The following is a 24,116-nucleotide window of genomic DNA, read 5'->3' on the forward strand; positions in this document are numbered from 1 at the left end:
GTATCATGAAATCTTTCTTTAGTCTTCCTCTACCTTCACTTTATCAGCCAAAAATTCAAATCCTTCTGGAATCAGACTTTCTTCTGCTTCTTTTTCAGTTTGAGAAGATTTGGCTTTGGCTGAAAAGGCTGCTCGAACTTCTTTCCATTCCTCCATGGAAATGGCTAAAATTTCGGGTGAAAAACCTGCTGCCTGACTGAGGATGTTACCAAACATGGTGTTGAGATTGTCCCGTTTCATGGTTTGACCAGCATTGAAGTTAGACTCAAAAGCAAGAATAGCATGGTGCTCATTGGCGGCAACCGGTTGAGAACCAACTAGCAAAGCCTTGTCCGGCCCACCAAGACTTTCAATCACTTCTCCCCAGGCATTCTGCAAGCGAATCAGATTTTGACGTGCTAAATCAGGATTTTCGACGGCCTCTTGTAGGATAGATTGCACTTTATTGCGATCCACACGATAGACTGTCTGGCCTGCTGCTGGGCGACTAGGTGCTGGACTTGTTGTCTTGGGTACAGTTCCCACATTTGCGAGTTCTTGTTTAAGACGCGCAACTTCCTGTCTCAATGCAGAAATTTCATGTTCAACTGCCCCAGAAAGAGCTGGTTCAGGCTTAATCTCTGCCAAACGGATAGTCATCATCTCAGCATAAATCTTAGGCTGCAAACTAGACTTAATATCTGCTAAACTGACTGTCGCTAAGCGAATCATTTCAAACAGATTTTCTTGAGGAAGTGTCAAATTTTCTACAAAGACTGGACTATGATGAGTGTTTTCTCCCCCTGTTTGAACAATTAACAAGTCTCTTAAATAGTGTAAAAGGTCGGTCACAAAACGAGTCATGCTCTTACCATTGTCAAAAAGAAGATTCAAGCAAGACAAAGCCTTGGGAACATCCTGTTGAGACAAGGCAGCCACATAATCATCCAAGGCTGATAGACTAATTGTGCCAGTAATTTCTTCAGAGATAGCAGTCGTCAGCTCATTTCCCTGTGTTAAACTCAGGGCTTGATCTAAAATAGACAAGGCGTCCCGCATTCCACCTTCAGCCCGTCTAGCAATGATTTCCACAGCTTCTGGTTCAGAACTGATATTTTCTTTGTCTAAGATATAGCGAATATGCTCCTTAATATCCTGTGTCTTAATTGATTTAAATTCAAAACGTTGCACACGAGATAGAATCGTAGCAGGTATCTTGTGCAATTCAGTAGTGGCCAAAATAAAGACCACATTCTGTGTTGGCTCTTCCAGCGTCTTTAGAAGGGCATTAAAAGCTCCTGTAGACAGCATGTGAACCTCGTCTATGATATAAACCTTATAACGGGCAAGACTAGGGGCGTAGGTAGATTTATCACGAATTTCACGAATTTCATCAACCCCATTATTAGAGGCTGCATCCATTTCGATGACATCTTCTAAACTACCATCCGTCACCGCTTGGCAAATATAGCAGTTATTACAAGGTTCACCACCCACTTGATTGGGACAGTTCATAGCTTTGGCAAAGATCTTAGCCACACTAGTTTTTCCCGTTCCACGTGGACCAGAGAAAAGATAGGCATGACTTATTTTCTCTTGCTCTACTGCTTGTTTAAGAGTCTTAGCCACAACTTCTTGACCAACCAACTGGGAGAAGTTTTGACTTCTATATTTTCGATAAAGTGCTTGATACATTAGGCTTTCTCCCCAAACATTGTAAAGTCCCATTCTGTCTTTTCAAGCAAAATAGCGACAAATTGTTCCAAATAATCTCGATCCATAGCATCATAATCATCAAGCTCTGAAGAATCCAGATCCAGAACTCCAAGTAATTGACCATTCTTTATCATCGGCACAACAATTTCACTTTTAGCTCGACTATCACAAGAAATATAGTTGGGATAAATTGTTACATCACCAACCAGAACAGTTTCCTGAAAATGAGCTGCCTCCCCACAAACACCTTTTCCCAGTGCAATACGGATGCAGGAAACACCTCCTTGGAAAGGACCTAGAACCAATTCCTTTCCATCGAACAGATAAAAGCCTGCAAATACGGTATTAGGTAAGCGTGATTTTAGAAGAGCACTGGCGTTGGAAAGATTAGCCAAAACATTGGTTTCACTATCCAATAAAAAAGAGAGCTCTTCATTTAACATTTGATAACGTGATTGTTTTTCTGATTCTAACATAGGACTATTATATCAAAAAAGGCTTACAGACAAAAGAAAAATCCCTTGTTTAGTAAACAAAGGATTTTGTGAATTTTCAATTTGATTAAAGTTCGATATCACCGAACAAGTCAGCCATTGAGAATCCTGTTTGTGTTTCTGGAAGTTCGAAATCACGTTTTTCTTGACGCTTTGGACGACGTGGACGAGCAGCACGTTTTTCTTCTTTTTGTCCTTCTTCTTGAGCTGGACGCTCTTCAAGAGCTTTGATAGAAAGTGATACGCGCTCTGCATCTGCGTTAACTTCAAGAACTTTAACTTTAACTTCTTGACCTACTTTAAGAGCTTCTTTTGGATTTTCAATACGTTTGTGTGAAATTTGTGATACGTGAACAAGTCCATCGATACCTGGCAATACTTCAACAAATGCACCGAAGTCAGTCAAACGTTTAACTGTTCCTTCTACTACATCACCTTTAGCCAATTTTTGCTCAACGCCATCCCATGGTCCAGGTGTTGTTGCTTTAAGTGAAAGTGAGACACGTCCTTCTTCTTCGTTAAGATCAAGGATTTTAACTTCAATTTCTTCACCAACAGTTACAACTGATTTTGGTGATACGTTACGTTCGTGTGACAATTCAGTCAAGTGAACCAATCCGTCAACACCACCAAGGTCGATGAAAGCACCAAAACTTGTGATACGTGCAACTTTACCAGTTACTACATCACCAACAGCCAATTTACCAAATACTTCAGCGCGAGCTGCTGCTGTAGCTGCTTCAACAACTTCACGACGTGAAAGGATGAAGCGGTTTTCTTTAGCGTCAACTTCTTTGATTTTAGCATCAAATTCTTGACCTACAAAACGCTCAGTGTTACGTACGAAACGAGTATCCAACATTGAAGCTGGGATAAATCCACGAACACCTTCAAATTCTACTGAAAGTCCACCTTTAACGGCACGAGTTCCTTTAACAGTAACAACTTCTTCTTCGCGACCAACAAGTTTGTCCCATGCTTTGCGAGCTTCAAGGCGTTTTTTAGATACAAGGTATGTAACTGTATCAGTATCTTTACCAACTACTTGACGAAGTACAAGAACATCCAATACTTCTCCTACTTTAACAAAGTCATTGATATCTGCATCGCGATCGTTTGTCAATTCGCGAAGAGTCAAGACACCTTCAACACCAGTTCCAGAGATTGCAACGTTAGCTTGAGTCGCATCAACTGTCAATACTTCAGCACTAACAACATCACCAGTCTCAACTTGGCTAACGCTATTTAGCAAATCTTCAAATTCGTTCATCTAAAAAATCCTCCAACAATCAAGTTTTTCTTAAACTTGACATACTTATAATTTTTTTCCTAAGCACCCGCAAGGACATGTTCATATCGTTCACGTCTTTCAATTATAAAAATAAAATACCCTAAGATATTTTGCTTTTTATCTTGATCATTACCTAAGAACTGGGGTAGCTGGATTCGAACCAACGCATGAGGGAGTCAAAGTCCCTTGCCTTACCGCTTGGCTATACCCCATTGATGAAATGGAGAGAGAGGGATTCGAACCCCCGAACCCGAAGGAGCGGATTTACAGTCCGCCGCGTTTAGCCTCTTCGCTATCTCTCCTACAATCAACATGGTCTATTATATCATGAAAATTTCAAAAAAACAAGACTTATTTTGCTAAATTATAATTTTCAATCAAAATTTCCACAGCTTTTTCCAATTTTTTATAAAAACTATCGACGTTTCCATTCTTTATGATGGCAAATTGTCCGTCTAATTCGGCAATTTCTCCGATAACTTTTTTACCAATTGTCAATGTATAGCCTTCAAAACTGTCTTTTCCTACATTAACCTTGGCATCTGCTACTTGAATTTCAATTTTTTTATCTTTCTTGCTCATTTCATACCTCTCTTCACTTTTTCTATTTTACAAGAAAATCCCAAAACTAGCAAGAAAAAACTCTATATCATTCCATGTCTGATATAGAGTTTTCTGCTTTATTTAATGTGTTTTTCTAGTTCTTTTTGGTACTTACCGTTTGATTCCAATTTTTCTTTTTGCCATTTTTTCAGTGCTTCTTCATATTCTTTTGTTGTAACGATATCTTTTTGCAATTTCATTCCTTTAAAGATATATGGGTCACCCTTAATACCAACTTGTGAGTATGGTTTTGAGAATGGTACGACATTACTTACAACTGGAGAACCACCAGATGAGGCTGTTGGCATCAATAATGAACTATCTGTCAACCAAGCTTGAGCCTTGGCATATTTTTCATAGCGCTCTTCAAGATTCGTAGTTTCTGAATCCGCATCATCCAATAATTTCTTATACTCATCTAAACCAAGTTTAGCTACAACATCCTTATCTTTCCCTTTAGTAATACCTAGGTGCTTCATAGCAGAACCTGATTTAGGATCCATGATATTCAAGTAAGATGCTGGGTCTTGATAACTTGGAGCCCATCCTGTACTGTTCAAATCATAGTCTTTTTGAGAAGGAACACGCGCTTGTGAAGTGATTGTTTCCTTTTCATTATCTGTCATTTGAAGAACGTCGATGACAACATTTTCAGCACCAAGTGTTGATTCGATTGACTGTTTGAAAGAGTTACTTTGTTGAACGGCGATGGTATCTGTTTGTTCAACTGGAACATCCAAGTGAATTGGGAAAGTTACCCCTTTAGATTCCAAGTCTTTCTTAGCTTTTTCGAAAGCAGCTTTAGCCTTATCAGGGTTGTAGATAGAATCCTTACCGTCAACTAGCTCAACACCTTTCCATTGGTCACCATAGTTCACCAACTCTGCTTGAGCGATTTGACCAAAGTTCTTACCACCTGCTTGCACAAAGTTATCTGGAACTAGACTGTTACGAATAATCTTGTCCGCACCATCTTCACCATTTAGCTGTGCAGCATAAGAATGGCGGTTAAAGGCAAAGTTGATAGCCTGACGGAAGTCCTTATTAAGCATAGCTTCTTTAGTTGAAGTTTTTTGCTCTTCACTTGTTTTCGCAGTTTTATTATATGACTGACGATTTACGTTAAAGGTGAAGTAATAGCTACTTGAGTCCTGTGGGCTATAAGTGATTTTATCTCCGTATTGTTCCAAAGTAGAAGCAAAGTTTGAGCTACTTGGGAAGAGACGAGCTGTCGTATATGCACCAGAAGAGAAACTACGAATCAAGGATTCCTGATCAGAACCATCGTAGTAAGTCAATTTAATCTTCTCGATTTTTACCTTTTCTTTATCCCAGTAATTTGGATTTTTCTCGTATTCAATCAACGATTTAGATGTTAAGGTTTTCAAGATATAAGGACCATTGTAGAGAATCCCTGCTGGAGTAACTGCTCCATAATCTTTACCTGATGCCTTCAAAAACTCTTCATTTACAGGCAACATCGTTGCTGTTGTGACTTTAGAGTTCCAGAAGCTTTCAGGTTTGTTTAGGGTATATTCAACTGTGTAATCGTCCAAGGCCTTGACACCAACTGTAGAGAAATCATTGGTCTCACCAGTCATGTAGGCATCCAAGCCCTTGATTGAATTTTGGATGAGAGAGACACCATCTGACTTACCGTCAGCTACGTGTTTTAGTCCTGTCACAAAGTCATGGGCTGTTACTTCTGCATATTCTTCACCTTCAGAAGTGTACCATTTAACTCCTTTACGAAGTTTGTAGGTATAAGTCAAACCATCTTTTGACACAGACCAATCCTCAGCCAAGGAAGGAATAACATTTCCATACTGGTCGTTTTCCATCAAGCCATCAACCACGTTCCCGATGACATCTGTTGTAGATGTACGAGTCGCTATACTATAGTCCAAAGATGCTGGATCTACTGCATAGACATATGAAAATGTTGTCGGTGCATCTGCTTCTTTATCAGCTTTTCCACAAGCCACTAACAGAGCTGTTGTACTCAGGACCACTCCTGCTGTTAAGAGCCACTTTTTCGATTTCATCAAAAATCTCCTTTTGTTTATTTTAATCTACTTTTACAATCCAACCTTCTGGCGCTTCAATATCGCCAAACTGAATTCCTGTCAACTCATCATAGAGTTTGCGAGTCACAGGGCCTACTTCTGTTTCACTATAGAAAACATGGAAATCATCACCGTGCTGAATTCCACCAATTGGAGAAATAACAGCTGCGGTACCACAGGCACCTGCCTCTACAAAACGGTCAAGGTTATCAATTGGGACATCCCCCTCAATAGGAGTTAAGCCCAAACGATGTTCTGCCAAATAAAGCAAAGAATACTTGGTAATAGATGGCAATATAGAAGGACTCAATGGTGTTACAAATTCATTATCAGCTGTAATTCCAAAGAAGTTAGCTGATCCGACTTCTTCAATCTTTGTATGAGTTGATGGGTCTAGATAGATAACATCTGAGAAATGACGTGACTTGGCCAATTTCCCTGGTAAGAGACTGGCAGCATAGTTTCCACCAACCTTAGCCGCACCTGTACCATTTGGAGCCGCACGATCGTATTCATCCTGAATCAAGAAGTTGGTTGGAACCAATCCACCCTTAAAGTAATTTCCAACTGGCATAGCAAAGATGGTGAAAATGTACTCTTCTGCTGGTTTAACCCCAATAATATCTCCTACTCCAATCAAAAGAGGGCGAAGATATAAAGTTCCACCTGTTCCATATGGTGGTACATATTCTTCATTCGCACGGACAACTGCCTTACAAGCTTCTACAAACATTTCTGTGGAAACTTGGGGCATCAAGAGACGATCACATGTCCGTTGCAGGCGTTTAGCATTTTCGTCAGGACGGAAAAGTTGAACACTACCATCCTTAGTACGATAAGCTTTCAAACCTTCAAATGCTTGTTGACCATAGTGAAGACTTGGAGAAGACTCTGAAATATGCAAGGTTGCATCCTCTGTAAGCTCTCCTTGATCCCATTGTCCATTTTTAAAATGAGCAATATAGCGATAAGGTAATTTCATATAGGAAAAACCGAGATTTTCCCAATCAATCGTTACTGTCATATTCCACTCCTTATTCTAAAAACCTATTTCTTTTATTCTACACTATTTTTCTAAAATAGCAAGTATATTTTGTAATTTTCAGAAAATTTCTTCAATAAAAAAGAACCAGCTCTTAGAACTGATTCTTCATTTCACTTATTTGACTTCTGTAAATACTTCTTTAAGATAAGCGTCAAAAACTTCTTCATCTGAAATAGTATCAGAAATGAAGCTTCCGTTGCTAGTGCGTTCTGACAAGTTCAAGTCTAGCAATCGGCTTTCATAGATTGTTCCTTTGTTTGATTGAACAAGCAGCGTTTGGTCGTTCTCTTCCACTTCTGTACTGAAGAGATCACCAATAAAGCCTTGTTCTGCAACCGCTCCTGCCAAGAAGACACGATGCGGTTTGTTTTTCAACTCACGCAAGACTTGTAAGCCACGTTTGGCACGGCTGGTTGCCGGAATTTCGGCAATAGAAACACGTTTCAAACTTCCACGTTGGGTCAAGAGGTAGAAGGATGAGGTGTTACAGATAAAGGCGGATTGGAGGACATCATCTGCTTTCAGGTTCATAGCTTTGACACCTGCAGCCTTAGCACCGACAACTGGTACCTCTTCGATATTGAAACGAAGGGCATAACCATTTTGGCTAATCAAAAGAACATCATCTAGTTTAATCGGAGCCACTGCTACAATCTGGTCTGTCTCGTCTTTGAGCTTAGCATACTTGACAGACTTAGACTTGTAGGTCCGCCATGGGGTGAATTCTTTTCGCTCTACACGCTTGATTTGACCAAGACGAGTTGCAGCAAAATAGGTTGTCGCATCATCAAACTGATCCACGACTTCCACATAAAGGATTTCTTCGTTAGTTTCGAAGTTTGTGATGGTTTGGCTCAGATGCTCTCCAATATCCTTCCAGCGAATATCTGCCAATTCATGGATTGGTCGATAAATGACATTTCCAAGACTTGTGAACATCAAAAGATGCTGTGTTGTCTTAGCAGCTTGTACAAAGATCAAACGGTCATCATCACGCTTGCCAATTTCTTCCAGGGTTGAAGCGGCAAAGGAACGTGGGCTGGTACGCTTGATATAACCTGCCTTGGTAACGCTGACATAGGTATCTTCCTCGGCGATCAGACTAGCTGTATCAATCTCAATTGCTTTCGCAGTGTCTTCTAAAGAACTCAAACGAGGAGTGGCAAATTTCTTCTTAACCTCACGAAGTTCTTTCTTCATGAGATTGTACATAGTCCGCTCATCACCGATAATAGCCGCAAGCATGGCAATCTTTTCACGAAGTTCTGCTTCTTCTTCCTGCAAGACAACCACATCGGTATTGGTCAAACGGTACAGTTGCAAGGTTACGATAGCCTCAGCCTGCTCTTCAGTAAAATCATAACTGACCTTGAGATTTTCCTTGGCGTCAGCCTTATTCTCAGAAGCACGGATAAGCGCAATGACTTCGTCCAAAATCGAAATCACACGAATCAAACCTTCAACGATATGGAGACGTTTCTCAGCCTTTTCCTTATCAAAGCGTGAACGCGCCAAAATCACTTCACGACGGTGGGCAATGTAGCTAGACAGGATTGGAACAATCCCAACCTGACGAGGTGTGAAATTGTCAATAGCCACCATGTTAAAATTGTAGTTAATTTGCAGGTCAGTGTATTTGAAGAGATAGTTAAGAACGAGCTCGGTGTTAGCGTCTTTCTTGAGTTCAATCGCGATACGAAGACCATCACGGTCAGACTCATCACGAACCTCAGCAATTCCTGCAACCTTGTTATTGACACGAACATCATCGATTTTCTTGACTAGATTGGCCTTGTTGATTTCATAAGGAATCTCAGTAACAACAATTTGTTCCTTACCACCTTTTAGCTTTTCAATCTCAGTCTTGGAACGAACAACCACGCGCCCTTTCCCAGTTTCATAGGCCTTCTTGATTTCATCACGACCCTGGATAATCCCTCCAGTCGGGAAGTCTGGTCCAGGCAAGAATTCCATGAGTTTATCCACCTTGGCAGTTGGATGGTCAATCATGTAAACAGCTGTATCGATGACCTCAGCTAAATTATGAGGTGGAATATCTGTCGCATATCCAGCCGAAATACCAGTCGATCCATTTACCAAGAGATTTGGAAAGGCTGCTGGCAAGACTGTCGGCTCTTTTTCGGTGTCATCAAAGTTCCAAGCAAAGGGAACTGTCTTCTTCTCGATATCCTGAAGAAGATAGCCAGCAATTTCAGACAGACGTGCCTCAGTATAACGCATAGCCGCAGGCGGATCTCCGTCCATAGAACCGTTATTACCGTGCATTTCAACCAAAATCTCACGATTTTTCCAGTCCTGTGACATACGAACCATGGCATCATAGATAGAACTGTCACCGTGTGGGTGGAAATTCCCCATGATGTTACCGACAGACTTGGCCGACTTGCGGTAACTCTTATCAAAGGTATTGCCATCCTTATTCATAGAATAAAGAATGCGACGCTGAACCGGCTTCAAGCCATCACGAATATCTGGCAAAGCCCGGTCTTGAATAATGTATTTGGAGTAGCGACCAAAGCGCTCTCCCATGATGTCCTCCAGGGACATATTTTGAATGTTAGACATATAGGATACAGAGCCCGTAAAATATCAAGTGAAAATAGAAAATTCTTGCAGTTAGCGATACTCACTAGAGAATTTATCTTTTTCACACAGTATCTAGGGCATGTTCAACTCCTTTCAAAGAATGTTAAGTAGGTTTTTACAGAAAAAGTGTTCATTTAAGATATAAAGGGACGATTTGGCTTGCCAAAAATGTCTGTAGAAAAATAGAAAATCGATGTAGGGTTCAATGAAGTCAAGACGATTTGACTTTTTTCCGAATAAAATTAGTCCCGTGTTCAGTTACTACAAATAACCAAACGACTCTTTCTGTAGTTTAATCTTTTAAATTAAGGTCTTTAGTTAGTTAGCGATTAAGAAGTCTCTCCTTAGCATACTCAATCATTTTCTCAGCTACTTCCATATCATAGTCAAATCCCATCTTGTAAGCAAGGAATTGAGCCTCTTGGTGGAAAAGTTCCATCGTAGCAAACAAAGACTGAGTGATTTTATCTATACTTGAAAAATCAAGCAGATTTGAGAATTCTTTCTCTTTCTCAGTAGGTAAATAGTTAAAAAGATACTTATAATTCTTGCCTATGTCGACCACTCTCCTATCACTTGCAACCTGCCAAGCTAAGATTTTCAAGAATTCTTGTTGACAAATGCCATAGAGATGGTCCGTCGTATAGATGACTTGTTTGCGATAAATCCCCTTAACCACGTAGGCTGATACCCACCAAAATTCATTGCAGGAATTTTTAAAATCCGTTTCAGTAGCTGGGGTTATCCAGTGACGCTCTAGATTTTGCGAATAGGGTTCAAATAAATGTTCTGGGTCTTCAAAAACAGTGAATCCAGCCTCGCTATCCACCCACTCTTGGATGTGGTCTTTAGGGCAGAGAGTCAAATCAATGCGATTGCCATCTTCAAAGAGCATGAGAAATAGACGGCGATGACCAAGACCAACTTCTTGCTCGATAATGCGTTTGCCAAACTGGTCCAACCAAGATAAATCTGTAATCAGCTCGTCCAGATTCTCTACAACATAGACTACGTCATAGTCTTGAAATTCATCTTTTGAGGCTTTTGTATCAGTCCGTGAACCAGACATGGCGACAGCCGTGACTTGTAAGGTTTCAGCAGTCTTTAAAACTACATCGAGCATTTCTGTTTCAGTTCTCATGTTTATACCCATTCATTAAAAACTAACTTAAAATACTGTCGCTTCTTCCAGCGTAAACTTGACATTATCTTCAATCCACTTACGTCGTGGTTCGACCTTGTCTCCCATAAGGACATTGACGCGACGTTCGGCGCGAGCCAGATCTTCAATGGTGACACGGATAAGGGTACGGGTTTCTGGATTCATGGTTGTTTCCCAGAGCTGGTCCGCATTCATCTCACCAAGCCCTTTATAGCGTTGGAGGGTAGCGCCTTTACCGAGCTGCTTGCGGAGTTCTTCAAGTTCTCCGTCTGTCCAAGCGTAGGCCACTTCTTCTTTCTTGCCTTTTCCTTTGGACATCTTGTAAAGAGGCGGAAGGGCAATATAGACATGTCCCGCCTCAACTAGCGGACGCATATAACGGTAGAAAAAGGTTAAGAGAAGTGTTTGAATATGGGCACCGTCTGTATCCGCATCGGTCATGATAATGATTTTGTCATAGTTGGCATCTTCAATAGAGAAGTCTGCTCCAACACCTGCACCGATGGTATAAATCATGGTGTTGATTTCTTCGTTTTTGAGGATATCTGCCATCTTAGCCTTGGCTGTATTGATAACTTTACCACGTAGAGGCAAGATAGCCTGGAACTTGCGGTCACGACCTTGCTTGGCAGAACCGCCGGCAGAGTCCCCCTCAACTAGATAGAGTTCATTCTTAGCAGGATTCTTAGACTGGGCTGGCGTTAATTTACCCGACAACAAGCCCTTATCTTTCTTATTTTTCTTACCATTTCGGCTTTCATCACGCGCTTTACGTGCTGCTTCACGGGCATCACGCGCCTTGATAGCCTTGCGAATAAGATTAGAGGCTAGTTCCCCATTTTCCATGAGGAAGAAAGTCAACTTATCAGCCACAATTCCATCTACAACCGGACGAGCTAGTGGGCTTCCAAGTTTGTCCTTGGTCTGGCCTTCAAACTGCAAATGTTCTTCAGGAACAAGGATAGAAAGAACGGCTGCTAATCCCTCACGATAGTCGGAACCTTCAAGGTTTTTATCTTTTTCCTTGAGAAGACCTGTCTTACGCGCATAGTCATTCATAACCTTGGTAATGGCAGACTTAAGTCCTGTTTCATGCGTTCCCCCATCCTTGGTACGAACGTTATTAACAAAGGATAGAATGTTATCTGAAAATCCGTCATTATACTGAAGAGCTACTTCCACTTGGAAACCATTGTCTTCACCTTCAAAGTAAAGAACTGGTGTCAAGGTTTCCTTGTCTTCATTCAGATAAGAAACAAAGTCTTGTACCCCATTTTCATAGTGAAACTCAACAGACTCATCTGTTCGCTTATCCGTCAAGGACAAGGTCACATTTTTCAAGAGAAAGGCTGATTCATTAAGACGCTCTGAGATGGTATTGTACTTGAAGTCTATCGTAGAAAAGATCGTCGCATCAGGCATAAACGTAACCTTGGTACCTGTTTTAGACTTGGGCGCTGTACCGATTTTCTTCAGAGTCGTGACAGGTTTTCCACCATTTTCAAAACGTTGCTTGTAAATTGCACCATCGCGAGTGATTTCAACTTCTAGCCAACTTGAAAGAGCGTTAACAACGGAAGAACCCACCCCGTGGAGACCACCAGATGTCTTGTAGCCACCCTGACCGAATTTCCCTCCGGCGTGAAGAATGGTAAAGATAACCTCAACTGTTGGGATTCCCATCGCGTGCATTCCAGTCGGCATCCCACGTCCGTGGTCTTGAACCGTTAAACTGCCGTCTTTATTAATGGTCACATCAATACGGTCACCAAATCCAGACAAGGCTTCATCGACAGCATTATCGACGATTTCCCAGACTAGGTGGTGGAGCCCAGCGCCATCGGTCGATCCGATATACATCCCTGGACGTTTTCGGACCGCATCCAACCCTTCTAGCACCTGAATGGCATCATCATTATAATTGTTAATATTGATTTCCTTTTTTGACACAAGGAACCTCCTATTCGTTCATCTTTACTATTCTACAGGTTTTCCAAGGATTTTGCAAAATTTTTCTTTCTCCGGTGTGACAATTTCAGAAGAGATTCTCTGCCTTTCTTCTCCATTTCATGATATAATAGGAGTATGATTACAATAGTTTTATTAATCCTAGCTTATCTGCTGGGTTCGATTCCGTCTGGTCTCTGGATTGGACAAGTATTCTTTCAAATCAATCTGCGCGAGCATGGTTCTGGTAACACTGGAACGACCAATACCTTCCGCATTTTAGGCAAGAAAGCTGGTATGGCAACCTTTGTGATTGACTTTTTCAAAGGAACCCTAGCAACACTGCTTCCGATTATGTTTCATCTTCAAGGAGTTTCGCCTCTCATCTTTGGACTTTTGGCTGTCATTGGACATACCTTCCCTATCTTTGCAGGATTTAAGGGTGGAAAGGCTGTCGCAACCAGTGCGGGAGTGATTTTCGGATTTGCGCCTGTCTTCTGTCTCTACCTTGCAGTTGTTTTCTTTGGAACTCTCTATCTTGGTAGTATGATTTCGCTGTCTAGTGTCACAGCATCTATCGCAGCCGTCATCGGAGTTCTACTCTTTCCACTTTTTGGTTTTATACTGAGTAACTACGACCCTCTCTTCATCGCCATTATCCTAGCTCTTGCTAGTTTGATTATCATTAGGCATAAAGATAATATCACACGCATCCAAAATAAAACTGAAAATCTTGTTCCTTGGGGACTGAACTTGACTCATCAAAATCCTAAAAAATAAAACGCCAGTTTGAACAGAACTGACGTTTTTTTGTATGCTTATTTTGATTTGATATAGTTGATACCATCTGCTTTTGGTGCAACTGCTTTTCCAAAGAAGGCTGCCAAGACAAGAATAGTCAAAACATAAGGTGCAATTTGCAGGTAAACCGCAGGCACTCCTTGTAGGAATGGCAACTGAGAACCGATAACAGCCAAACTTTGTGAAAGTCCAAAGAAGAGACTAGAAAGCATAGCACCGATAGGATTCCATTTACCAAAGATCATTGCAGCAAGAGCGATAAATCCAGGTCCAACAATAGTTGTCACTGAGAAGTTAACTGAGATGGATTGAGCATAAATCGCTCCCCCAATTCCACCCAAGAAACCTGAAATGATAACTCCTAGATATCTCATCTTGTAGACATTGATTCCCAATGTATCCGCTGCTTGAGGATGTTCACCGACAGAGCGGAGACGAAGACCAAAGCGAGTCTTGAAGAGGATAAACCAAGCAAAGAATGAGAAGGCAATCGCGATATAACCTAGCAGACTTGTTGATTTGAAGAAGATATCACCAATCACTGGGATATTAGCCAAGACTGGGAAGTCAAAGCGTCCAAAAGTCTGACTTAGGTTGTCGGTTTGACCTTTGTTATAAAGAACTTTCACCAAGAAAACAGCCAAGGCTGGTGCCATCAAGTTCAATACCGTACCGCTGACAACATGGTCTGCACGGAAATGAACCGTCGCAGCTGCGTGGATGATAGAGAAGAGACCACCAACAAATCCTGCTACAAGCAAGGATAGCCATGGAGTTGCTGCTCCAAATTGTTCTGCAAATTCAAGGTTAAAGACGACTCCAGAAAAGGCACCCATAACCATAATTCCTTCAAGGCCGACGTTTACCACACCACCACGTTCAGAGAAAACGCCACCAATACTTGTAAAGATGAGGGGTGCTGAGTAGATTAGCATAGAAGACACCAAGAGGGTGAGCAAGGTTGTAATAGACATCTTTACTTACCTCCTTTAACTTGTTTTTTCGGTTTGACAAAGCGTTCGATAAGGTAATGAACACTGACAAAGAAGATAATAGACGCTGTTACAATGCTGACAAGCTCAGACGGTACCTGCGCCGCATTCATACCAGGAGCTCCAACTTGGAGAACACCAAATAAGAAGGCTGCAAATAGAATACCAATTGGTGAGTTGGCCGCAAGCAGACTAACCGCCATTCCGTTAAATCCGACAGCTAATGACGCCCCCTGAACATAAACGTTCTGGAAGGTTCCCAGACCTTCAACAGCTCCACCAAGACCTGCCAAGGCACCTGAGATAATCATTGAGAGGATAATCGTTCTTTTTGCAGAAATACCAGCATATTCTGAAGCATGTGAATTAAGACCAACCGCACGGATTTCAAAACCAAGAGTCGTTTTCTTGAGCATGAACCAAATAACTGCAACGGCAATGATGGCAAAGAAAATACCAATATTCATCCGCGAATTACCAGTCAACTCAGCTAACCAAGGTGTCTGGTAGGTTGCATTAGCCCCAACACGAATGGTCGAATCTGTACTTTGCATGAAGTCTTTAGGGAAAGCATGGATAAAGGCATTCCCTACATACAAGACAATGTAGTTCATCATGATGGTTACGATAACCTCTGACGTCCCTAGATAGGCTCTAAGAATACCTGGAATCGCTCCGACAATCCCACCAGCAATCAGGGCAATCACGATAGTTGCTAGAATCATCAAGGGACGTGGCATATCTGGATGAGACAAGGCAAACCAACCACTGAGAATCCAACCTGCCAAAGCCTGACCAGGAAGCCCGACGTTAAAGAAACCTGCGCGACTGGCAACGGCAAAACCCAGACCAATCAAGACCAAAGGCCCCATAGCACGGAAGATTTCTCCAATCCCACGCAGACTACCAAAGGCTGTATAGAACAATTCTTCGTAGCCCCAAATAGCATCATAACCGAAGATCCACATGACAATGGCTCCGAGTAAAATTCCTAGGAATACAGAAATCAAGGGAACCGAAATTTGTTGTAATTTTTTAGACATCACTCTTCTCCTTTCCCAAGTTTCCACCAGCCATCAAGACACCAAGCTCTTGTTTATTGGTTGTTTCTGGTGATACAATACCTTGAATCTTACCATCATGGATAACAGCAATACGGTCTGAGACGTTTAAAATCTCATCCAATTCAAAGCTGACAACAAGGACAGCCTTCCCATTATCACGCTCTTCAATCAAGCGTTTGTGGATATATTCAATAGCACCGACATCCAAACCACGAGTTGGCTGGCTGACGATAAGGAGATCAGGATCACGATCAATTTCACGAGCAATAATTGCTTTTTGTTGATTTCCTCCTGAAAGTGCAGCTGCAGGAACAAATTCACTGGCAGCACGAACATCAAACTCTTCCATTAGCTTTTTAGCATAAGAGGTAATATTTGAATAGTTCAAAATTCCATTTTTACTATGTGGTTCTTTATAGTAGGTTTGAAGGGCAATATTTTCAGAAATCATCATTTCCAAAATCAAGCCATCACGGTGACGGTCTTCTGGAACGTGCCCAACACTCAATTCTGTAATCTGACGTGGGGGCAATCCTACAATTGAATCTCCTTTTAGCTCAATGCTACCAGATTCAACCTTGCGAAGACCTGTAATGGCTTGAATCAGTTCAGACTGACCATTTCCATCAATCCCTGCAATACCAACAATCTCTCCAGCACGAACATCCAAGGAAAGATTTTTCACAGCTGGGACACCGCGATTTTCATTGACCACCAAATCTTTGATTGACAAGACCACTTCTTTTGGTTGAGAGGCTTGCTTCTCTGTTTTAAAGGAAACAGAACGACCTACCATCATTTCTGCCAAATCAGCATTGGTAGCCCCTGCAATTTCGACAGTTTCAATTGATTTCCCACGACGGATAACTGTAACGCGGTCAGAAACTGCGCGAATCTCGTCTAACTTGTGGGTGATCAAGATAATTGATTTTCCTTCTTTGACAAGATTTTTCAAAATAGCCATCAACTCATCAATTTCTGATGGAGTCAAGACAGCCGTTGGTTCGTCAAAGATAAGGATATCAGCCCCCCGATAAAGGGTTTTTAAAATTTCTACACGTTGTTGGGCTCCAACTGAGATATCTGCTATCTTGGCAGAAGGGTCAACAGCTAAGCCATAACGTTCAGAAAGAGCCTTGATTTCTTTGCTAGCTCCAGTGATATCTAGCACACCATTTTTAGTCAATTCACTACCTAAAATGATGTTTTCAGCCACTGTGAAGGCTTCTACCAACATAAAGTGCTGGTGAACCATTCCGATTCCCAAGCTAGCCGCTTTAGATGGTGAATCGAGATTGACAACTTGACCGTTGACCACAATTTCACCACTAGTTGGTTCAAGAAGCCCTGCTAACATGTTCATGAGCGTGGACTTACCAGCCCCATTTTCTCCTAAAAGTGCATGAATTTCACCTTTTCGTAGGTGCAGGTTGATTTTGTCGTTGGCAACAAATTCACCAAACACCTTGGTAATATCACGCATCTCAATGACATTTTCGTGTGCCATGTGCTCTTCCTTTCAGAGTCTTATTTTATTTCAATAAAACTTGCTAGTTTGCCTAGTAGCAAGCTTTACTGAGACAAAATGACTTTGTCTCAACTCTTAAAAAAGCGGCCGAGGGCCGCTTCCTAAGAAATGACTTCCATCCATTATTTTTCAGGAACTTTTACGCTTCCATCAAGGATTTTAGCTTTAGCATCTTCAACAGCTTTTTTACCTTCTTCTGAAAGGTTTGTTACTGCCAAGTCAACCCCTTTATCTTTCAATGAGTAAACGATCACTTGACCGCCAGGGAATTCACCTTTTTCTGCTTTGTTAGCAATATCTTTTACAGTTGTACCAACTTGTTTCAAAGTAGATACAAGAACGAAGTTTGATTCTTTACCATCTTTAGAAGTGTACTTACCTTCTCCTACTTGGTCACGGTCAACACCGATAACCCAAACTTTTTCATTTTCAGGACGGCTTTCGTTGAGTGATTTTGCTTCTGCAAAGACACCAGCACCTGTTCCACCTGCTGCTTGATAAACAACGTCTGCACCAGCTGCGTATTGTGCTGCTGCAATTGTTTTACCTTTAGCAGCATCACCAAATGAACCTGCGTAGTCAACTTGTACTTTGATAGATGGATCTACTGACTCAACACCAGCTTTAAATCCAGCTGCAAAACGTGAGATAACTTCAGACTCAATACCACCTACAAAACCAACTTGTTTTGTTTTAGTTGTTTTAGCTGCTGCAACACCCGCAAGGTAAGCAGCTTCGTTATCAGCAAACGTTACGCTAGCAACATTCTTTTGATCTTTAATCACATCATCAATCAAGACATAGTTCAAATCAGAGTGGTCTTTTGCTGCTTCTTCAACCGCATTGTGAAGGGCAAAACCAACACCGAAGATTAGGTTGTAGCTTCCAGCCGCTTGTTGCAAGTTGTTAGCGTAGTCAGCTTCACTTGTTGATTGGAAGTAAGTGAAACCTTTATCTTTTGAAAGATTGTGTTCTTTACCCCAGTCTTGCAAACCTTCCCAAGCTGATTGGTTGAATGATTTGTCATCAACACCACCAGTATCAGTGACGATTGCTGCTTTTGTCTTCACATCAGAAGATGAAGCTGCGTTACGAGAAGAGCGGTTACCACATGCAGCAAGTCCAACTGCTGCCACTGCAACTAGACCAAGGCCTAGCCATTGTTTCTTGTTCATTACTGAACCTCCTAAATAAGATGTGCAACGATGTTGCAAGTATGGATTGGTTGGCCACAAGGACCGTGCCACTCAGAGAGCGACTCAGACTAGTTTAAGTCTGTAAAAGAGTATGGAAGTAACTCCCCGACCGTCATCTCGACCGTCGATTTATCTTTTGCGACTAAGGTCACTTTTAGATCTTGTTCAAAAAATTCAGCCATCACTTGGCGACAAGCACCACATGGCGAGATTGGTTTTTCAGTTTGTCCATAAACAATCAATTCGGAAAACTCTCTTTGGCCTTCGGAAACTGCTTTAAAAATCGCTGTACGCTCTCCGCAGTTGGTCAAAGGATAGCTAGCATTCTCAATATTGACACCTGTATAAGTGCTACCATCTTTTGTCACTAAAACAGCTCCGACTGGAAAATGAGAATAGGGCACATAGGCTTTCTTGCTGGTTTCAATTGCTAGTTCAATCAACTCAGTAGTCGCCATCAGCCAATTCTCCTTTTAAAATGGCTACCCCAGCTGACGTTCCAATACGGGTCGCCCCTGCTTCTACAAATGCAAGAGCATCTGCATAAGAACGAGCTCCGCCGGCAGCCTTGACACCCATTTCTGGTCCAACTGTTTCACGCATTAATCTAACATCTGCTACCGTAGCACCACCAGTTGAAAAGCCAGTTGAAGTTTTTACGAAGTCAGCTCCCGCTTTTTGAGCTAATTGGCAAGCCACAACTTTTTCTTGGTCTGTCAGAAGGCAAGCTTCAATAATGACTTTCACTAACTTGTCACCACTTGCTTCTACTACTGCTCGAATATCCGACTCAACCAAATCAAGATTACCTGTTTTGAGAGCTCCAACATTAATCACCATATCAATCTCATCTGCACCATTTTGGATAGCTTCCTTGGTTTCAAAAGCTTTCACAGTTGAAGTTGTTGCTCCCAAGGGGAAACCTACTACTGTGCAGACCTTGACATCTGTGCCTTCAAGCCCTTTTTTAGCATGTTCAACCCAGGTCGGATTAACGCAAACACTGGCAAAATCATACTCTCTAGCTTCAGACAACAAACAATCAATTTGATTTTCTGTCGCATCTTGTTTCAAAAGTGTATGATCGATATATTTATTTAATTTCATATTCGGATTCTCCTGCAGTTTATGAGATTATTTCTATGATTTCTCGTAAACTTTGCACACTATCATTTATTTTAACATATTTTTGAAAATCTGTAACTAGCTGAGGAGAAATTTTTCCATTTGTGTATACTTTTGCAACAATTTCTCCCTTTTGAACGGAATCTCCAACTTTCTTTTCAAAAACAATTCCTGTCTCATAGTCCAAGGCATCAGACTTAACTGTACGGCCTGCCCCCAGTCTCATAGCATAAAGCCCAAATTCCATGGCTGGAAGAGCTGAAATGACACCCGTTTCCTGAGCAGGGATGTCCACCACATGGGCTACATTTACAGGACGATAGAGGTCTTCCAAGTCTCCACCTTGGGCTTGGATCATTTCCTCAAACTTAGCCAGTGCTTGACCATTTTCAAGATGTTGGTGAACTTCTTCAACTGTCTTGTTAACATTTGCAAGGCCAAGCATAATTTGAGCCAGTTCGCATATAAAATGGGTAATATCCTGACGGCCTTGACCTTGTAAAATCTCCAGTGCTTCAAGGATCTCAAGGCGATTTCCAATAGCACGTCCCAAGGGTTGACTCATATCGGTAATGACTGCAACTGTTTTACGGCCTACTGCTTTCCCTAAATCCACCATGGTTTGAGCCAATTCACGCGCCTCATCAACCGTCTTCATGAAGGCACCTTCACCGACAGTCACGTCTAGCAAAATAGCATCCGCTCCTGCCGCGATTTTCTTGCTCATCACCGAACTTGCAATCAAAGGAATCGTGTCGACAGTTGCGGTCACATCACGGAGGGCGTAGAGAAGCTTATCCGCTTTGACCAGCTGGTCTGATTGCCCAATGACAGATACACCAATATCCTGAACCTGACGAATAAAATCCTCTTGACTACGCTCTACTTGATAACCTTTAATGGACTCCAATTTATCAATTGTTCCGCCTGTATGGCCGAGACCACGACCACTCATTTTCGCGACTGGAACTCCAAAACTCGCTACTAAAGGAGCTAAAATCAAGGTCACCTTATCACCAACACCACCCGTAGAATGCTTGTCAACCTTAACTCCATCAATAGCTGATAAATCAAACTCTTGCCCTGTATGAACCATTCTCATGGTCAAATCAGATATTTCTCGAGTCGTCATTCCTTTGAAATAAACAGCCATAGCAAAGGCAGACATCTGATAATCAGGGACAGTTCCTGACACATAGCCTTCTACCAGCCATTCAATTTCACTCGAAGTCAGTTCTTGACCGTCTCGTTTTTTTTGGATTAAATCAACTGCTCTCATTCGTTCACACTTCTAAGTATATAATATCCCTTATCTTTTTTGACGATTTCACAATTGCCAAACACCTCTTCCATCTTGGACTTGGCGCTTGGAGCCCCTTGTTTTTTCTGGATAACGATTGTTAAATCCCCACCATTTTCCAAGAAATCTTTACTTTTCTCAATGATTTCATGAACTACTTGCTTGCCCGCACGGATAGGAGGATTGGAAATGACATGGTCAAAATGTCCTTCAACTTGTTCATAGATGTTGGACTGGAAAATCGTCGCTTCTACTTTATTTCGTTCAGCATTTTGTCGCGCCAAATCCAAGGCACGATTATTAATATCGACCATGGTCGCCTGAACTCCATAAGCCTTAGCTAAGGACAACCCCAAAGGCCCGTAACCACAGCCTACATCAAGGACAGTTTCTCCTTGATTGACCTCAAGACACTTAAGCAAGAGTTGACTTCCAAAGTCAACCATTTTCTTGCTAAAAACACCCGCATCCGTCAAAAAGGTCATTTTTTCTCCCAACAAGTCCACTCTTAACTCATGAATGTCGTGAGCAGCATCAGGATTTTCTGCATAATACATTTTACTCATGAAACTATTTTACCATAATTTGACTTAAATTGTAAATCGTTTACAAATTGATCATAAAACAAAAAAGACTGAAGAAAGCTAGCCAAGAAGACATTTTCTTCAATCTCTTTCAACACTTATAAATAATAAGCCATTTAGAACTAGAAATATCATAATCAGGATAAAACAACAAATTTATCATCTATAATTAGGCTCATTTTTATGACTATTGCTTAACCTTCAGATACTTAATTATCAACAAAATTCCCAACAGGATGTTTAGATAAAAGCCCAACTGATACGTTTTTGTCAGGATTTCCAAACTTGTCCAAAGTCGGATTAAATCTTCTAGCGACATGCGGAAGAAATAACCCTCTGTAGCAATCCATAGAACTAAAAAGACATAACTACCAGCAGCAAACCATTTCGTCCACCGTTTTTTTAGTAGGCAAGCAATCAAGAGCGAACAGATAAAAATAGCTGTTACAATAGCATGTTCCATCAAAAAAGTAAAACCGTAATAGATTTCCACAAAGCGTCTACCATTATCCGCATTCGCCCCTTTTATAAAAGGTAGTGCAAAACTTAAAATAAAACAAAGTTCCAATATGTAACGTTTTAAGATTTTCATAGTACACCTCCTATAAGTTGTAACCCTCAAAGCCTCCCTTATTAGCTTATAAGTCAGGATAAACCAGCTCCTACTTCATCAATAAATTGGTCAACCTCTATCTACCTCTATTATACGATATTGGCTTACTATCATCAAGAAACCGCTTTATTTTTTTAGCTTTTTATGGTATGATAAACAAAATATCTAGGGGAAAACAAATGACCAACGAATTTTTACATTTTGAAAAAATCAGCCGCCAGACTTGGCAATCGTTACATCGAAAGACAACACCTCCTTTGACAGAAGAGGAATTAGAATCCATCAAGAGTTTTAATGACCAGATTAGCTTGCAGGATGTTACCGATGTCTATCTCCCCCTAGCCCATCTCATCCAGATTTACAAGCGTACCAAGGATGATTTGGCCTTTTCAAAAGGGATTTTCCTTCAACGTGAAAGCAAGTCCCAGCCTTTTATCATTGGGGTTTCTGGGAGTGTTGCCGTTGGAAAATCCACAACCAGTCGCCTACTTCAAATCCTACTGTCCCGTACACTTACAGATGCTAGGGTTGAGTTGGTAACAACCGATGGCTTTCTCTATCCCAACCAGACCTTGATTGAGCAAGGGATTCTAAATCGTAAGGGATTTCCTGAAAGCTATGATATGGAAGCTCTTCTCAACTTCCTGGATCACATCAAAAATGGACAAGATGTAGATATTCCTGTCTATTCTCATGAAGTCTACGACATCGTACCTGAGGAAAAGCAGAGCGTCAAAGCTGCTGATTTTGTCATTGTTGAGGGAATAAATGTCTTTCAAAATCCACAAAATGAGCGTCTCTACATTACTGACTTCTTTGACTTTTCCATCTATGTTGATGCTGCAGTCGATGACATCGAGAGTTGGTATCTAGACCGTTTCTTGAAAATGCTGAGCCTAGCCCAAAACGACCCTGATAGCTACTATTATCGTTTTACACAAATGCCGATTGGGGAAGTGGAATCCTTTGCCCATCAGGTCTGGACCAGTATCAATCTCACAAATTTACAAAATTATATTGAACCAACTAGAAATCGTGCAGAAGTGATTCTTCATAAAACAAAGAACCATGAAATCGATGAAATTTACTTAAAAAAATAATTTTCCCTTGTCAAAACGTAAGTTTTCAGATATAATGGTATAGTTAGTAAATATGGAGGTAAGAACATTGGCAAACATTAAATCAGCTATCAAACGCGCTGAATTGAACGTTAAACAAAACGAAAAGAACTCAGCTCAAAAATCAGCTATGCGTACTGCTATCAAAGCTTTCGAAGCAAACCCATCTGAAGAACTTTTCCGTGCTGCTAGCTCAGCTATCGATAAAGCAGAAACTAAAGGTTTGATTCACAAAAACAAAGCAAGCCGCGATAAAGCTCGTCTTTCAGCTAAACTTGCTAAATAAGAAACAGTCCATAGAGGCTGTTTTTTTGTCCCCAAATAGGAAAAGGTAGAAAATGAAAATCGCAATTATCGGATATTCTGGTGCTGGTAAGTCAACTCTAGCTGAAAAGCTGTCTCACTGCTACTCCATCCCAAAACTTCACATGGACACACTCCAATTTCAACCCGGTTGGCAAGACAGTGATCGTGAATGGATGTTGACCGAGATGGAAAATTTTCTCACAAAGCATGAAGCTTGGGTCATTGATGGGAATTATTCTTGGTGTTTCTATGAGGAAAGAATGCAGGATGCTGACCAAATCATCTTTCTCAATTTTTCTCGCTGGAATTGTCTGCTACGAGCCTTTAAACGATACCTCACATACCGAGGCAAGGTCAGAGAAAGTATGGCAGCTGGTTGTCAAGAACAATTTAATTGGGAGTTTATCAGATGGATTCTTTGGGACGGACGGAGCAAATCCGCTAAGGAACGCTACAAGTGGATTCAAAAAAACTATCCATATAAAGTGGTCATCCTCAGATCACAAAAAGAGATAGATCAATTTCTAGATAAGAAAAGGAAGTCCTCCAATTCATAAAGAAGGGCTTCCTTTTTAGATA

General features: G+C 41.2%; 22 protein-coding genes and 2 tRNA genes. 4 read left to right on the forward strand and 20 right to left on the reverse strand.

All coding sequences use genetic code 11. From position 1 onward, the window contains the following. Nucleotides 1–18: 18 nt before the first annotated feature. From dnaX to parE, 11 genes are all read right to left on the reverse strand, one after another. Entirely contained in the window at nt 19–1,674 is a 1,656-nt protein-coding gene (dnaX, locus tag OCF95_RS02075) for a DNA polymerase III subunit gamma/tau (protein WP_020901732.1), read from the reverse strand. After that, nucleotides 1,674–2,171 carry a GAF domain-containing protein gene (locus tag OCF95_RS02080; protein WP_214617325.1) on the reverse strand — a complete coding sequence of 166 codons (498 nt, stop codon included), beginning with the start codon at nt 2,169–2,171 and terminating at the stop codon, nt 1,674–1,676. Before OCF95_RS02080 ends, dnaX begins: the two co-directional genes overlap by 1 nt. 85 nt (nt 2,172–2,256) lie before the next feature. Beyond that, nucleotides 2,257–3,459, reverse strand: coding sequence for a 30S ribosomal protein S1 (rpsA, locus tag OCF95_RS02085; protein ID WP_001001630.1), 1,203 nt, complete (start codon nt 3,457–3,459; stop codon nt 2,257–2,259). Between the two features lie 161 nt (nt 3,460–3,620). Then, nucleotides 3,621–3,692 (reverse strand) — tRNA-Gln (locus OCF95_RS02090). A 9-nt stretch (nt 3,693–3,701) separates the two neighbouring features. Beyond that, nucleotides 3,702–3,782: transfer RNA gene (locus OCF95_RS02095), tRNA-Tyr, on the reverse strand. 49 nt (nt 3,783–3,831) lie between these two features. Next, on the reverse strand, nt 3,832–4,062 hold the full coding sequence (locus OCF95_RS02100; protein ID WP_000037113.1) for a DUF2969 domain-containing protein: 231 nt from the start codon (nt 4,060–4,062) through the stop codon (nt 3,832–3,834). A gap of 98 nt (nt 4,063–4,160) precedes the next feature. Next, complete coding sequence (locus OCF95_RS02105) at nt 4,161–6,128, reverse strand: peptide ABC transporter substrate-binding protein (protein WP_033681952.1); 1,968 nt, start codon at nt 6,126–6,128, stop codon at nt 4,161–4,163. Nucleotides 6,129–6,150: 22 nt separating this feature from the next. Then, a complete protein-coding gene (locus OCF95_RS02110) occupies nt 6,151–7,173 on the reverse strand; it encodes a branched-chain amino acid aminotransferase (protein WP_261104803.1) in 1,023 nt (340 codons plus the stop codon). Between the two features lie 135 nt (nt 7,174–7,308). Continuing rightward, nucleotides 7,309–9,780, reverse strand: coding sequence for a DNA topoisomerase IV subunit A (parC, locus tag OCF95_RS02115; protein ID WP_261104804.1), 2,472 nt, complete (start codon nt 9,778–9,780; stop codon nt 7,309–7,311). Nucleotides 9,781–10,123: 343 nt separating this feature from the next. Beyond that, nucleotides 10,124–10,942, reverse strand: a complete 819-nt coding sequence (locus tag OCF95_RS02120; RefSeq protein WP_261104805.1) for an aminoglycoside 6-adenylyltransferase — start codon at nt 10,940–10,942, stop codon at nt 10,124–10,126. Nucleotides 10,943–10,969: 27 nt separating this feature from the next. Then, entirely contained in the window at nt 10,970–12,913 is a 1,944-nt protein-coding gene (parE, locus tag OCF95_RS02125; protein WP_020902934.1) for a DNA topoisomerase IV subunit B, read from the reverse strand. 135 nt (nt 12,914–13,048) lie between these two features. Between parE and plsY the strand changes: the two genes are divergently transcribed. Further along, nucleotides 13,049–13,690: a glycerol-3-phosphate 1-O-acyltransferase PlsY gene (gene plsY, locus OCF95_RS02130; RefSeq protein WP_238095471.1), complete on the forward strand. Its 642-nt coding sequence runs from the start codon at nt 13,049–13,051 to the stop codon at nt 13,688–13,690. A gap of 38 nt (nt 13,691–13,728) precedes the next feature. Here plsY and OCF95_RS02135 read toward each other — a convergent pair whose 3' ends face one another. From OCF95_RS02135 to OCF95_RS02175, 9 genes are all read right to left on the reverse strand, one after another. Further along, entirely contained in the window at nt 13,729–14,685 is a 957-nt protein-coding gene (locus OCF95_RS02135) for an ABC transporter permease (protein ID WP_238095469.1), read from the reverse strand. A gap of 2 nt (nt 14,686–14,687) precedes the next feature. Next, complete coding sequence (locus OCF95_RS02140; RefSeq protein ID WP_023946477.1) at nt 14,688–15,746, reverse strand: ABC transporter permease; 1,059 nt, start codon at nt 15,744–15,746, stop codon at nt 14,688–14,690. Continuing rightward, on the reverse strand, nt 15,739–17,274 hold the full coding sequence (locus tag OCF95_RS02145; protein WP_261104807.1) for an ABC transporter ATP-binding protein: 1,536 nt from the start codon (nt 17,272–17,274) through the stop codon (nt 15,739–15,741). Before OCF95_RS02145 ends, OCF95_RS02140 begins: the two co-directional genes overlap by 8 nt. Nucleotides 17,275–17,417: 143 nt before the next feature. Further along, nucleotides 17,418–18,470: a BMP family lipoprotein gene (locus OCF95_RS02150; RefSeq protein WP_020900231.1), complete on the reverse strand. Its 1,053-nt coding sequence runs from the start codon at nt 18,468–18,470 to the stop codon at nt 17,418–17,420. Nucleotides 18,471–18,559: 89 nt separating this feature from the next. Beyond that, a complete protein-coding gene (locus OCF95_RS02155; RefSeq protein WP_033686672.1) occupies nt 18,560–18,949 on the reverse strand; it encodes a cytidine deaminase in 390 nt (129 codons plus the stop codon). Next, nucleotides 18,936–19,598: a deoxyribose-phosphate aldolase gene (deoC, locus tag OCF95_RS02160; RefSeq protein ID WP_261104808.1), complete on the reverse strand. Its 663-nt coding sequence runs from the start codon at nt 19,596–19,598 to the stop codon at nt 18,936–18,938. The genes OCF95_RS02155 and deoC overlap by 14 nt, the downstream gene beginning before the upstream one ends. Before the next feature lie 19 nt (nt 19,599–19,617). Next, complete coding sequence (locus tag OCF95_RS02165; protein WP_261104809.1) at nt 19,618–20,895, reverse strand: pyrimidine-nucleoside phosphorylase; 1,278 nt, start codon at nt 20,893–20,895, stop codon at nt 19,618–19,620. Next, nucleotides 20,892–21,482, reverse strand: a complete 591-nt coding sequence (locus OCF95_RS02170; RefSeq protein WP_315899050.1) for a class I SAM-dependent methyltransferase — start codon at nt 21,480–21,482, stop codon at nt 20,892–20,894. Before OCF95_RS02170 ends, OCF95_RS02165 begins: the two co-directional genes overlap by 4 nt. A gap of 205 nt (nt 21,483–21,687) precedes the next feature. Next, nucleotides 21,688–22,092, reverse strand: coding sequence for a hypothetical protein (locus OCF95_RS02175; protein WP_084926453.1), 405 nt, complete (start codon nt 22,090–22,092; stop codon nt 21,688–21,690). Nucleotides 22,093–22,292: 200 nt separating this feature from the next. Here OCF95_RS02175 and coaA point away from each other — a divergent pair, with 200 nt between their 5' ends. From coaA to OCF95_RS02190, 3 genes are all read left to right on the forward strand, one after another. Then, complete coding sequence (gene coaA, locus OCF95_RS02180; protein WP_020902939.1) at nt 22,293–23,213, forward strand: type I pantothenate kinase; 921 nt, start codon at nt 22,293–22,295, stop codon at nt 23,211–23,213. A gap of 67 nt (nt 23,214–23,280) precedes the next feature. After that, nucleotides 23,281–23,517, forward strand: coding sequence for a 30S ribosomal protein S20 (gene rpsT, locus OCF95_RS02185; protein ID WP_001274000.1), 237 nt, complete (start codon nt 23,281–23,283; stop codon nt 23,515–23,517). Between the two features lie 52 nt (nt 23,518–23,569). Further along, nucleotides 23,570–24,094, forward strand: a complete 525-nt coding sequence (locus OCF95_RS02190; RefSeq protein WP_020902940.1) for a DNA topology modulation protein — start codon at nt 23,570–23,572, stop codon at nt 24,092–24,094. Nucleotides 24,095–24,116 lie beyond the last annotated feature (22 nt).

The sequence above is a fragment of the Streptococcus mitis genome (assembly GCF_946188615.1).
Lineage (GTDB): Bacteria > Bacillota > Bacilli > Lactobacillales > Streptococcaceae > Streptococcus > Streptococcus mitis_BZ.

What these genes read in the sequence shown, in the direction of transcription:
- OCF95_RS02140 (WP_023946477.1), bottom strand. Translation starts at nt 15,746, where the DNA reads ATGTCTAAAAAATTACAACAAATTTCGGTTCCCTTGATTTCTGTATTC.
- OCF95_RS02100 (WP_000037113.1), bottom strand. Translation starts at nt 4,062, where the DNA reads ATGAGCAAGAAAGATAAAAAAATTGAAATTCAAGTAGCAGATGCCAAG.
- OCF95_RS02150 (WP_020900231.1), bottom strand. Translation starts at nt 18,470, where the DNA reads ATGAACAAGAAACAATGGCTAGGCCTTGGTCTAGTTGCAGTGGCAGCA.
- OCF95_RS02190 (WP_020902940.1), top strand. Translation starts at nt 23,570, where the DNA reads ATGAAAATCGCAATTATCGGATATTCTGGTGCTGGTAAGTCAACTCTA.
- OCF95_RS02165 (WP_261104809.1), bottom strand. Translation starts at nt 20,895, where the DNA reads ATGAGAGCAGTTGATTTAATCCAAAAAAAACGAGACGGTCAAGAACTG.
- coaA (WP_020902939.1), top strand. Translation starts at nt 22,293, where the DNA reads ATGACCAACGAATTTTTACATTTTGAAAAAATCAGCCGCCAGACTTGG.
- OCF95_RS02120 (WP_261104805.1), bottom strand. Translation starts at nt 10,942, where the DNA reads ATGAGAACTGAAACAGAAATGCTCGATGTAGTTTTAAAGACTGCTGAA.
- OCF95_RS02135 (WP_238095469.1), bottom strand. Translation starts at nt 14,685, where the DNA reads ATGTCTATTACAACCTTGCTCACCCTCTTGGTGTCTTCTATGCTAATC.
- deoC (WP_261104808.1), bottom strand. Translation starts at nt 19,598, where the DNA reads ATGAAATTAAATAAATATATCGATCATACACTTTTGAAACAAGATGCG.
- parC (WP_261104804.1), bottom strand. Translation starts at nt 9,780, where the DNA reads ATGTCTAACATTCAAAATATGTCCCTGGAGGACATCATGGGAGAGCGC.
- dnaX (WP_020901732.1), bottom strand. Translation starts at nt 1,674, where the DNA reads ATGTATCAAGCACTTTATCGAAAATATAGAAGTCAAAACTTCTCCCAG.
- OCF95_RS02080 (WP_214617325.1), bottom strand. Translation starts at nt 2,171, where the DNA reads ATGTTAGAATCAGAAAAACAATCACGTTATCAAATGTTAAATGAAGAG.
- OCF95_RS02110 (WP_261104803.1), bottom strand. Translation starts at nt 7,173, where the DNA reads ATGACAGTAACGATTGATTGGGAAAATCTCGGTTTTTCCTATATGAAA.
- OCF95_RS02175 (WP_084926453.1), bottom strand. Translation starts at nt 22,092, where the DNA reads ATGAAAATCTTAAAACGTTACATATTGGAACTTTGTTTTATTTTAAGT.
- OCF95_RS02170 (WP_315899050.1), bottom strand. Translation starts at nt 21,482, where the DNA reads ATGAGTAAAATGTATTATGCAGAAAATCCTGATGCTGCTCACGACATT.
- OCF95_RS02145 (WP_261104807.1), bottom strand. Translation starts at nt 17,274, where the DNA reads ATGGCACACGAAAATGTCATTGAGATGCGTGATATTACCAAGGTGTTT.
- rpsA (WP_001001630.1), bottom strand. Translation starts at nt 3,459, where the DNA reads ATGAACGAATTTGAAGATTTGCTAAATAGCGTTAGCCAAGTTGAGACT.
- plsY (WP_238095471.1), top strand. Translation starts at nt 13,049, where the DNA reads ATGATTACAATAGTTTTATTAATCCTAGCTTATCTGCTGGGTTCGATT.
- OCF95_RS02155 (WP_033686672.1), bottom strand. Translation starts at nt 18,949, where the DNA reads ATGGCGACTACTGAGTTGATTGAACTAGCAATTGAAACCAGCAAGAAA.
- OCF95_RS02105 (WP_033681952.1), bottom strand. Translation starts at nt 6,128, where the DNA reads ATGAAATCGAAAAAGTGGCTCTTAACAGCAGGAGTGGTCCTGAGTACA.